General features: G+C 40.4%; 10 protein-coding genes. 8 read left to right on the forward strand and 2 right to left on the reverse strand.

The window, feature by feature from the left end; all coding sequences use genetic code 11:
- Positions 1-1197, reverse strand: coding sequence for a branched-chain amino acid ABC transporter substrate-binding protein (locus ATC1_RS07650; RefSeq protein WP_062279911.1), 1197 nt, complete (start codon positions 1195-1197; stop codon positions 1-3).
- 263 nt (positions 1198-1460) lie between these two features.
- On the reverse strand, positions 1461-2648 hold the full coding sequence (locus ATC1_RS07655) for a branched-chain amino acid ABC transporter substrate-binding protein (RefSeq protein ID WP_062279913.1): 1188 nt from the start codon (positions 2646-2648) through the stop codon (positions 1461-1463).
- A 762-nt stretch (positions 2649-3410) separates the two neighbouring features.
- On the opposite strand from ATC1_RS07655, the gene rpsL reads away from it, so the two are divergent.
- The 8 genes from rpsL to ATC1_RS07695 all read left to right on the forward strand — a co-directional run bounded on the left by rpsL (position 3411) and on the right by ATC1_RS07695 (position 12313).
- A complete protein-coding gene (gene rpsL / locus ATC1_RS07660; protein WP_062279916.1) occupies positions 3411-3830 on the forward strand; it encodes a 30S ribosomal protein S12 in 420 nt (139 codons plus the stop codon).
- A gap of 19 nt (positions 3831-3849) precedes the next feature.
- Positions 3850-4317, forward strand: coding sequence for a 30S ribosomal protein S7 (rpsG, locus tag ATC1_RS07665; RefSeq protein ID WP_062279919.1), 468 nt, complete (start codon positions 3850-3852; stop codon positions 4315-4317).
- 23 nt (positions 4318-4340) lie between these two features.
- Entirely contained in the window at positions 4341-6416 is a 2076-nt protein-coding gene (fusA, locus tag ATC1_RS07670; RefSeq protein ID WP_062279922.1) for an elongation factor G, read from the forward strand.
- A gap of 27 nt (positions 6417-6443) precedes the next feature.
- Complete coding sequence (gene tuf, locus ATC1_RS07675) at positions 6444-7646, forward strand: elongation factor Tu (protein WP_062279925.1); 1203 nt, start codon at positions 6444-6446, stop codon at positions 7644-7646.
- A gap of 16 nt (positions 7647-7662) precedes the next feature.
- Complete coding sequence (gene rpsJ, locus ATC1_RS07680; protein WP_062284005.1) at positions 7663-7971, forward strand: 30S ribosomal protein S10; 309 nt, start codon at positions 7663-7665, stop codon at positions 7969-7971.
- 784 nt (positions 7972-8755) lie between these two features.
- Positions 8756-9541 (forward strand): SDR family NAD(P)-dependent oxidoreductase, encoded by a 786-nt coding sequence (locus ATC1_RS07685; protein ID WP_062279928.1) that lies wholly within the window; start codon positions 8756-8758, stop codon positions 9539-9541.
- A gap of 208 nt (positions 9542-9749) precedes the next feature.
- Positions 9750-10676, forward strand: coding sequence for a sugar ABC transporter substrate-binding protein (locus ATC1_RS07690; protein WP_062279931.1), 927 nt, complete (start codon positions 9750-9752; stop codon positions 10674-10676).
- Positions 10677-10798: 122 nt separating this feature from the next.
- On the forward strand, positions 10799-12313 hold the full coding sequence (locus ATC1_RS07695; RefSeq protein WP_062279933.1) for a sugar ABC transporter ATP-binding protein: 1515 nt from the start codon (positions 10799-10801) through the stop codon (positions 12311-12313).

The following is a 12313-nucleotide window of genomic DNA, read 5'->3' on the forward strand; positions in this document are numbered from 1 at the left end:
TTATTCAGGCAGCGTCCATTTACCGTCCTTCACAATATAGAAGGTAGGACCTGATGCATTGCACTCGCCATTTTCATCACAAGTGATTTCGCCGGTGATGCCTTTGTACCCTGAAACGCTGCGAACACCTTTTACCATGGCTTCCCGTGGAATATACAGATTTCCGTCATCGCCGAGAATGGCTGTATTTCGAATGACCGATGCGAGCACATTGGCTGAATCAAATGCAAACCAGCAATATCCAGCTTTGGATCCGGCTGCCCGTCCATAAGTTTCCAGATATTTTGCGTCAAATGCATCTTTCTCTGCTGAAGTCGGTGGAATGGATGAAGTGCCATATACACCTTCGGCATTTTTGCCTGCTTTTTCAATAAATTCCACACCGAATGCACCGTCATCACTGAAAATGGGGATACCTTCCATACCTACCTGACTTAATTGATTGGCAATTACTGCCAATTCAGCAGTATAACCTCCATAGTAGATGATTTCCGGCTTCTTAGATGCAATGGAGGTCAAAACTGCTGAATAATCTGCCTCACCTGGTGTCAGCGATTCATAAGAGACTGGTTCAACGCCCTTACTGAGCAGTGTATCACGAACAATATCCGCTATTCCTTTCCCATAATCCATACCATCATGAAGAATTGCTACTTTGGTCATTTTCAGATGATCGAGAATGTAAAGTGCTGAGGATTGTCCCTGAATTTTATCCGTGAAAACCACACGATTGAATACGGAATTTCCACTGGTTAATTGTGCCCCTGTGGCTGATGGAGATAGCATCGGGATTTTTGCCTTTTCATATATCGGAATTGCTGCTGCGGTTTCACCGCTGAGTGTGTGTCCGATTACAGCCACAAAGGTTGGATCCATTGCCCACTTACTGGCAACAGCAACTGCTGATTCGGGTGCTCCCTGCGTATCCTCTGCTAAAAGTTCGAACGAGAAACCATTAAAAGGTTCCAGCGCGTCAACCGCAATTTTTGAACTTTCGGCATTGTCAGTGCCATACATTGCGTATTCGCCTGTCATCGGTCCTGCTACTCCCAGCTTGATGGTTTCACCAGGCTTGATGATTGCACAGCTCCCAGGTTCTTTGCATTCAATCGGTGCTGCTGCAAAAACACTCGTCCAGATTCCCGATAACAGGGAAATAATAAAGAGAACCATTAAAATTGATAAAGGTTTTTTCATGATTTACTCCTTTCAAAAGTAAATTACGAAGGAAAAATTGTGAAAACAATCAATTGCTTCATTAAGAATTGATTGTCAGTGGACGATTATTTAATTGTTTCTAAGGTGGAATAACAATTGGCAGAGGGACTGCAGTGATAGGCGAAAAATCTTATTTTGAATATCCTCATCTTCGACTTCGTTGTCGAAGATGAGGATACAATTTCACATTCTTTCAGGATAGCTTGAAAGAGGTATTCACTGAAAGAAATACAATTAGGTTATTATTTGGAAGCAAGCTCCCATGCACCATTTTTTACAATGTAGAATGTAGGTCCGGACGCGTTGCACTCGCCAACTTCATCACAGGTGATTTCGCCGGTCAGACCTTGATAGCCGGAAAGTGTGCGGACTGCAGTGACTAATTCAGCACGTGGAATATACAGGTTGCCATCATCTCCAAGGAAAGCGACGTTTCTGATGACAGAAGCAAGCGCCTGGACTACATCATATGAGAACCATGGGAACGGAGTCTTTGAACCAGCTTTACGGCCAAGGGTTTCTTCATATTTTTTATCAAAGGCGAGTTTTTCCGGTGAATCAGCAGGAACGGAGGTCGTACCATAACAGCCTTCTGCATTGGCGCCGGATTTTTCGATGATTTCTGTGCCGAATGCACCGTCATCACTGAAGACCGGTACACCTTTTAAGCCGACTTGGCCCATCTGATTGATGACGACAGAAAGTTCAGCAGTATAACCGCCATAATAGATGATTTCGGGACCTTTTGAGGCAATTGCAGTCAGAACGGCTGAATAATCGGCTTCGCCTGGTGTCAGCGCTTCATAAGCAACCGGTTCAATTCCCATTTCTTCTAAAGTGGCTTTAACGGTGTCGGCAATACCTTTTCCATAATCCAGACCATCATGTAAAACGGCAATTTTCTTCAGTCCGAGCGTATTGACAATAAATTCCGCCGCAAATTTACCTTGCGTAGCATCCTGGAATACAATACGATTGAAAACTGAATTGTCCTCTGTCAGATTGGCGCCGGTTGCTGAAGGAGAAAGCATCGGGATGAAAGATTTTTCCATAATCGGAATAACTGCTGCAGATTCTCCGGTAAGGACATTTCCTGCAACTGCAACAAAGGTTGGATCAGTAATCCATTTATTGGCAATTGCGACGGCGGATTCAGCAGAACCTACGGAATCTTCAGCAAGAAGTTCCCAATTAAAACCTTCCAATGGTTCGAGTTCAGAAATTGAAATTTTCTCGCTGTCGGAAATATCGACGCCGTACATTGCATACTCTCCGGTAAGAGGACCTGCCATACCGATTTTAATGGTCTCTCCCGGTTTAATGACAGCACATCCGCCATCAACATCACAGCGGGTCATGTCAGCAGCGAATGCAGTTGAAAAAGCTGAAAGCAGCATCGCTAAAACAACGAACAACAACGATTTCTTCATGATTTACTCCTAAATTTTAATGTAAACAAAAGTTGTATTTTCAGGATGAACCAAAAATACAGCGTCCGAAAAAAACGATCATCATGCAGTTTATATATCTTGTTTCAATTTTCTAATAAGGATGCTTTTGGCATTTTCATTCTCGGACTTTCTTTGTCTGGCGAATGAATTGATTATGAATGTTATCGAGTGTCAAAAAGCCTGTCAAGGGGAAGTCATGAATCTTGTTACAAAAAGACAAGCGTTTTTCTTCCAGATCTTTATCAGAATTATTATTATCGAACTACGATATTAATAATTTTGAAATCAGAAATTAAGTGAGGGGTAAAACATATTGTGGGGTTATTTATTTACTTTGGTATAAAGAAACAGTAATTCGAAATATGATAAAAACTTTTAGAAAAAAAGAGAAAATTTGTTGAAGCATAACTTTTGTACGCTGCGCAAAAGTATTGCTTCAACAAAAAATCCTCCTCATATTTCGGACTGTTGAAAAAATAAATCATTTTGGATTTAAAATTGCAAATGCAATTCTTGGCAGGTTAATCTGTCATAAATGTGCTTTTTTGTCATGTTCAGAGCGAGTATTGCCCTGATCAGATTGATTGTGTTATAATTTTCAGGCTAACCTGCGAGAATCAGGTTCGTATTGTGTTGTGAGTTGGTAATCATTACAAAAAAACGCTGAAGAGTTGCCGATTTTTTGTTTTGATTGTGCGGATACGAGAAATCGTTAAGAAATTATTTTGGAGGCTATTAGAAGTGCCAACTATTAATCAATTGATCAGAAAAGGCCGAAAGACCAGATCAACGAAGAGTAAGTCGCCAGCGTTACAGTATACGTATAATTCCAGTAACCAGCGTCGAACTCATGTGTCTGAGGGCGCTCCGCAAAAACGTGGTGTTTGTACAAACGTCCGTGCAACAACCCCTAAAAAGCCGAATTCGGCATTGCGGAAAATTGCCCGTGTGCGTCTGTCCAACGGTATTGAAGTGACAGCATATATTCCTGGAGAAGGTCACTCTTTGCAGGAGCATAGCGTTGTGCTTGTTCGCGGAGGCCGTGTAAAAGATCTTCCTGGCGTTCGTTATCATATCGTTCGTGGAACTCTTGATACCACCGGTGTTGCGAAACGCAACCAGGGTCGTTCCAAGTATGGTGTCAAACGCGCCAAGAAATAATCAGTTACGGAGAGTATGAATGCGACGTACCAAACCTGAAAAAAGGGATATTATCCCCGATGTTCGTTATAACAGCGCTGTTGTAACAAATTTAATTAACCGTATTATGCGTAACGGAAAACGCAGTACAGCAACCCGGATGGTTTATGAAGCTCTGGGTAATCTTAGCCAAAAGACTGGAAAAGATGGTCTTGAAGTTCTCGAAACTGCATTGCGCAATGTTGGTCCAGTAATGGAAGTTCGTCCTCGCCGTGTCGGTGGTGCGACTTATCAGGTCCCAATGGAAGTTCCCGTAAATCGCCGCCAGACATTAGCTATGCGCTGGATTATTGATGCATCCCGTTCCCGGACTGGAAAGAGTTTTTCTGAATGTTTAGCCGGAGAATTAATGGATGCTTTTAATAATACCGGCAGCGCTATCCGTAAACGTGAAGAGACCCATAAGATGGCTGAAGCCAACCGTGCATTCTCTCACTATCGAGTTTAATTTGAAGGGAAGTTTATTAATCAATGGCTCGTGAATTTCCGTTAGAGAAATATCGAAATATTGGGATTATTGCGCATATTGATGCGGGTAAGACCACAACGACCGAACGTATTCTTTTTTATACCGGTAAAACTTATCGTATCGGTTCTGTTGATGAAGGTACAACTGTAACGGACTGGATGGTGCAGGAACGTGAACGGGGCATTACGATTGTATCGGCAGCAGTTACCGCTGAATGGAAGGACTATCGTATTAATTTAATCGATACCCCGGGACATATTGACTTCACGGCAGAAGTTCAACGTTCACTTCGTGTCCTTGACGGAGGCGTTGTTGTGTTTGATGCTTGTCAAGGTGTTGAACCTCAAAGTGAAACAGTATGGAGACAGGCCGATAAATATAATGTTCCGCGAATTTGTTTTATCAATAAGATGGATAGGACCGGTGCTTCCTATACAAATTCCATCGAATCGATCCGCAATCGCTTGGGAGCGAATCCGATTGCTATGCAGATTCCAATTGGTAGTGAAAGTGATTTCAAAGGTGTCGTCGACATTTTGAAACAAAAAGCCTATTATTGGGAAGATGAATTAGGAATCGATATGGTCGAAAAAGAAGTTCCTGAGGAGCTTCGTGCTGAAGCCATATCCCAACGGGATTTACTCGTAGAAGAAATTGCGGGATTAGACGATGAGCTGACAGTTCGTTTTCTTGAAGGCGAAGAATTGTCCAATGAAGACCTGATTCATGGGCTTCGAAAGGCAGTCATTGCCGGTAAGTGCAATCCGTGTTATGCGGGAACTTCTCTTAAAAATAAAGGTGTACAACCTTTACTCGATGCAGTTGTTGATTTGTTGCCTTCTCCTTTGGATATTTCGGCGACAAAAGCTCATCAGATCGATGATGAATCGAAAGAGATTTTGTTACACGCAGATGATAACGAGCCAGTCGGCGCTTTAGTTTTTAAAATTGTTACGGATCCATACGTAGGCCGATTAGCATATTTTCGTGTTTATTCTGGAACAGTCAAACAAGGTCAAATGTTGCTGAATCCTGTTAAAGGGAAGAAAGAACGAATCGGCCGTTTAATCCGCATGTACGCTGACCGCCGCGATGATGTCAATGAAGTCTACGCTGGCGATATCGCAGCAGTACTTGGATTAAAGGACACTTTCACCGGGGATACTTTATGTGAACAGCATAAACCTTTTGTGCTGGAATCAATCAGTTTTCCGGAGCCGGTGATTTCCGTGGCTGTTGAGCCCAAAACACTAGCAGATCAGGAAAAAATCGGAATCGCATTACAAAAATTATCTGAAGAAGATCCAACTTTCCGCGTTCGATCGGATGAAAATACGGGTCAGACAATTATTTCTGGGATGGGTGAATTGCATCTTTCGATTATTGTAGATCGCATGATGCGTGAATTCCGAGTCAAAGCCAATGTCGGTAAAGAACGTGTCGCATATAAAGAAACGATTCGAAAAACGGTTCCAAAATTGAATTATAAATATTCAAAACAAACAGGCGGCCATGGACAATATGCCCATGTCGTGTTTACTTTAGAACCGAATGATTCCGGCAAGGGAATATTGTTTGAAAATAAGATTATTGGCGGTGCAATCCCGAAAGAATACATTCCTGCTGTGGAAAAAGGCGTCATGGAAGCATCGGAGTCAGGCGTACTTGGCGGATTCCCGATGACAGATGTTAAAGTTACCCTGATCGACGGTTCATTTCACGAAGTTGATTCCAGTGAAATGGCTTTCAAACTGGCAGGCAGTCTTGCTTTTAAAGAAGGTGTTGAACAAGCAGATCCGGTTCTGCTGGAGCCGATCATGAAGGTCGAAGTAACTATCCCTGAGGAATACTTAGGAGATGTTCTGGGTCAGCTCAGCTCTCGCAGAGGAGAAATCCAGGGAACTGATATTCATACCGGAAAAACTCAGGTCATCCATGCCATGGTACCATTGGGTGAAATGTTTGGATATGCAACGACCTTACGGTCAGCTACCCAGGGACGTGGTGTTTTTTCAATGGAATTTGACCATTATTCAGCAGTTGCCGATGCGACTGCACAAAAAATATTAAATGTATAATAAGTTTTCTTAAGGAGAATTTGTTTTATGGCAAAACAACATTTTGACCGATCAAAACCTCACGTAAACGTGGGAACCATGGGGCACATTGATCATGGTAAAACGACATTAACCGCTGCAATCACAAAGTATTGCGCGATGTTAGGTGAAGCAGATTTCAAAGCGTACGATCAGATCGATAATGCGCCGGAAGAAAAAGCTCGTGGAATTACGATCAATATTGCGCACGTCGAATACGAAACAGAAAATCGCCATTATGCGCACGTGGATATGCCGGGACATCGTGACTATATTAAGAACATGATTACCGGAGCGGCGCAGGTCGATGGAGCGATCCTGGTTGTGGCAGCGCCGGACGGGCCGATGCCGCAGACCAAAGAGCATGTATTGCTGGCGCGGCAGGTGGAAGTACCGAGCATTCTGATCTTCTTGAATAAGACAGACCAGATGGATGATCCGGAACTGCTGGAACTGGTGGAGATGGAACTGCGCGACATGTTGACCGGATACGGATTCCCGGGAGACGAAACACCGATTATTCGCGGATCAGCATTGAAAGCGCTGGAGAGCACCAGCACAGATCCGAATGCGCCGGAATATGCCTGCATCAAAGAATTGCTGGCAGCGGTAGACAGCTATATACCGACACCGGTACGGGAAATTGAAAAACCGTTCATGATGCCGATTGAAGACGTGTTCTCAATCAAAGGGCGCGGCACCGTGGTGACAGGAAGAGTTGATCGCGGGCACATCAAAGTATCAGATCCGGTAGAAATCGTTGGACTGCGCGAAAAGAGCATGAACAGTGTATGTACGGGCGTCGAAATGTTCCACAAGATCGTGGATGAAGGTATGGCAGGAGATAACCTGGGAATTCTGTTGCGCGGAATTGAACGTGAAGACGTAGAACGCGGAATGGTAGTAGCGAAACCGGGAAGCATCAAGCCGCATACCAAATTCAAGGCGCGTGTGTATGTGTTGAAACGTGAAGAAGGCGGACGCCATAAACCATTCTTCAATGGATATCGGCCGCAATTCTACATCCGGACAATGGATGTAACAGGAAACATTGGATTACCGGAAGGCGTCGAAATGGTGATGCCGGGCGATAATGTTGATATGAGCGTCGAATTAATTATACCGGTCGCATTGGAACAGGGTTCGAAATTCGCGATTCGCGAAGGCGGTCTGACTGTGGGCGCTGGTGTGATTACTGAGATTCTTGGATAATAAAGGCAGTCATAAAATGGCAAAACAAAAAATTCGTATCCGATTGAAGGCATTTGATCATCGGATTTTGGATCAATCTGCAAAACGTATTGTGGATACTGCTGAACGAAGCGGTGCTCATGTAGTCGGACCGGTACCTCTGCCGACAAAACTGGAAAGATTCACTGTTCGGCGGTCTTCCTTCATTGATAAGGATTCCCATGAACATTTTGAAATTCGGACTCATAACCGAATGATCGATGTCCTGGATCCTGATTCAAAAACAATTGATATGCTCATGCGGCTCAACTTGCCTGCAGGCGTGGATATTGAAATTAAGATCTAATCATAAAGAACAATAACAAAAAAACGGTATGTAACTTTTCATACCGTTTTTTTGTTAATAACACATGGCGAATCCTATTCTGGAACTCTTACAGTAAAGTATTAATCATTAAATCTCATTTATGGAATTTATTTTAACAATTATTCTGTAAATATATTTCCAAACATCACGGTTATTAGAAGATTTTTTGGATTGTGTTGTTGAGATTCTTGTAAATAATTTTCAGTTTTCTTTTCCATAAATTCCCCACAATATTATCGATATGAATAAATATTTTATTTTTTAGCAAAATATTATGACGATTATTTTGTTATATAAATTGCGTATATAGTTATAGGAATTTCGCTATTGTATTAGTATATTTTTAACATAATCAAAAAGAAACAAAGAATTTATTTATTGGATTCTCATAAGCAGAATAAATTATTCCTATAACAAAATTATTTTATTGATGATTTATTGATTGTTTAGATACTAAAAAATTAAACAAACAATATTCAAAAATAAAAATGTACCATATAGAAAAAATTTTAAAGGTACTTTTCTGTCCGGAACTCTATATTGAATTTATTTGAAATATTAGTATTTTGTGATTATGGGTAATCGGTACATATTTAGCTGGAGATTTATTTTTTTGAAAACCATGTGATTTGAATCATTTATTGAAACTCCTGTTTTTTTTAATAATATCGAGTTGTACGAAATTATTTTATAAACAATCATATTAGATTTTCGGATAAAGAACTATATATAAACTCTTTAATAAGAGAGAAGGAATAAAAAAATGAGTACAGAAAATGTCATGGACCAATTTTCGTTAAAGAATCGTATCGCGATTGTGACCGGCGGTGGTCAGGGACTAGGGAAACAAATGGCGATCGGACTTGCTGAAGCTGGCGCGAAGATTGTTATTGCTGCAAGGCGGACAGAGAGTGCATATGAAACCCAAAAATTTCTCGAATCAAAAAATTTCGATTGTAGTGTTGTTAAGATGGACGTTCGTAATGAAATTGACGTAAAGAATATGGTTGATTTTATGATGGAAAAATTCGGAAGGATTGATATTCTGGTTAACAATGCCGGTACCTGGCGCGGTGACGATGCAGAAAAAGTAACTACTGAAGATTGGAAAGAAGTTATAGATATAAATTTGACAGGTCCCTTTATTATTTCTCGCGAAGTTGGCAAAGTTATGCTTTCGCAGAGAAAAGGAAGCATCATCAATATTGCATCCATGTCCGGTATGATCGTAAATACTCCTCAAAATCAATGTGCATATAATGCATCAAAAGGCGGATTGATTATGCTGACAAAATCAATGGCAACAGAATGGGCGCAGAGAGGAGTACGAGTAAATGCCATTTGTCCTGGTTATATGCGGACTGAAATGAGTGAAGATCGTTATCAAAAGAAAGATCCTGCGATAGAACGATGGTTTGCTATGACACCAATGGGGCGATCTGGTACTGCCGATGAATTGAAAGGAATTGCTGTTTATTTGGCTTCAGATGCATCAAGTTTTGTTACTGGTTCAACATTTTTAGTTGATGGTGGTTATACGGCATGGTGATAATAAATCCGGAAAATTCGATCCAGAAATGCATACGCAGTAATTCGGGTTATAGGTGATTTATTGAATACCGACAATAAAACAAAATATCCTGCTTATGTTTCAAATTTCTGGTTCATAATCATTGTTGATTTTTTTGATTAATTTATAAATTTTGTTTGATTCTCAAATTGAATCAAATAGAACATATATTTTGAAGGAGAAAAAAATGAAAAAGATAAGTCGTAAAATGGTTTTACTCAGTATTTTAGTAGTTATGGCTTCTTTAGCCGGAGCTTTTGCTTCAGTGAACGCGGTTGATGCAAAAGTGAAAATCGGTGTATCGGTTGCTGATCAGTCAAACGTTTTTTATATCGATATTTTAGATGGTATGAAAAACGCATTAAAGGACGGTGATGAATTGGTTGTGATGGATGCTGCATTTGATCCAGCAAAACAAATTTCCGATATTGAAGATATGATCCAGCAGGATGTCGATGTCATGTTAATCGATCCAGTAGACTCTAAAGGTATTCAAGCTGCATTGGAAGCTTGTAAAGCTGCAAACATTCCGATCATAACCTATAATTCACCAGTTGAAGATAAAGAATCGGTTGTTTCTAATGTCGCATCTGACAACTTTATGGCAGGTCAATTGATTGGTGAGGCACTTGCACAGGCTATGGATAAGAAAGGCAATGTAGTCATGTTGACCTATAATGTTGCTCAAGTCTGTCTTGATCGCGCTGATGGATTTATTGATGCTGTTTCAAAGTATCCTGATATCAAAATCGTTGATTCTCAGGAAATTCAGCCTGGTGTTGATACCGCACTCCCTGTGATGGAAAATATGCTTCAGGCTTATCCGGATTTGAATGGTGTTTTTGCGCTGAATGATCCATCAGCAATTGGTTGTGCTGCTGCAGTTGAGAGTGCTGGTTTACTGGACCAGATAAAAATTGTGGGCGTGGATGGTTCGGACGAAGGGAAAACTGCAATTTCTGAAGGTAAAATGCTTGCATCTGCAGCACAACACCCAGTTGAAATCGGCAGCCTCAGCATTGAGACCGCTTATAAGATCATCGGTGGAGAAAAAGTTGAAGCAGATGTGAAAGTTCCTGTAGAATTAGTTAACATCGATAATTGGAATAAATAAAAAATTTGTTATTCCGATGAATCAGTAAATCTTAAAGTAGACAGCCTTAGGTTTTTGATTATCCTAAGGCTGTCAGACTATGCAGAGTTTGATATGGATGATTTTATCCGATGGAGACGAGAATGGATTGCGAATATTTCTTGGAAATGTTCCATATTAATAAAACTTTTCCGGGAGCAAAGGTCCTAAATGATATATCGTTGAAGATAAAGCCTGGTGAAATACGTGCTCTTGTCGGAGAAAATGGAGCCGGGAAATCAACCCTGATTAAAATACTAGGCGGTATCTATAAGAAGGATAATGACGATGGTTTGATAAAAATTAATGGTGAGACCGTAGAAATCAATTCAGTTGAGGAAGCCAAAAAATATGGTATATGTATCATCCATCAGGAAATCAGTCTGGCGGATAATATGTCGGTTGCTGACAATTTGTTTATGGGCGCAGAATTAATGACCCGAAACAACATTTTCTTGAACGACAAAGAAATGATCTTCCAATCTCAAAAAATTATGGACGAGATGGGAGTTGATATCGACGTCACAGAAAAAGTCGGATCGTTAAGTATTGCAAAACAACAGATGGTGGAAATTTCAAGATCATTGTTAACAAATGCCAGGTTGATTGTTATGGATGAACCAACCTCATCCTTAACAAGCAATGAAATAGTTCAACTTTTTTACCAAATTGACCAATTGAAACAAGCAGGAATAGCAATTATTTATATTTCTCATCGACTTCCTGAAATTTTCCGAGTTTCTGATTCCATCACAATCTTACGCGATGGAAATCTGATTGGAACTCATAAAACCTCCGATTTGTCCGAACATCAAATTATCTCGATGATGGTAGGCCGCGAAATCTCAGAAATTTACAGTAGCGATAAGCAAATCATACCGGGACCGGAATTTCTATCAGTAACAAATTTGAGTAATAAGAAATTAAGAAATATCAAATTTTCGCTTCGGAAAGGAGAAATATTGGGATTTGCCGGTTTAATCGGAGCAGGCAGGACTGAATTAGCCAGAGCAATTTTTGGCATAGATAAAATTTCTTCCGGAGAAATCTTTATTAAAGGGAAAAAAATCGAAATAAAACATCCGATGGATGCGATCAATTGCGGTATCGGTTATGTTCCTGAAAATCGAAAAACAGAAGGATTATTTCTAAATAATACAATTCGATACAATATCTCCATAACTATTTTGGAAAAATTTATCCAATTTATTCATGTAAATAGAAAAAAGGAAAAATCAATCGTTGATAACTTTACGAAATTTCTTGATATTAAAATGGTTTCTGCAGATCAAGAAGTTATGTTTTTATCAGGTGGAAACCAACAAAAAGTCCTGGTTTCAAAATGGCTTACTACTGAACCGAGTATTCTGATTTTGGATGAGCCGACACGCGGAATTGATATCGGATCTAAAAGTGAAATCTATCATTTAATTAATCGGTTGGCGCAAAAAGGCATAGCAATTATCCTGATTTCTTCTGAAATGGATGAAATAGTCAATTTATGCAACAGAGTGATAGTTATGCATGAAGGTGAAATTACTGGAGAACTTGAAAATTCAGAAATAGATCGGTTGTCTCAGGAAAGAATCATGTGGCTTGCGGCCGGAGGAAATGGATAG

It is taken from the genome of Flexilinea flocculi, assembly GCF_001192795.1.
In the GTDB taxonomy this organism is placed as follows: Bacteria; Chloroflexota; Anaerolineae; order Anaerolineales; family Anaerolineaceae; genus Flexilinea; species Flexilinea flocculi.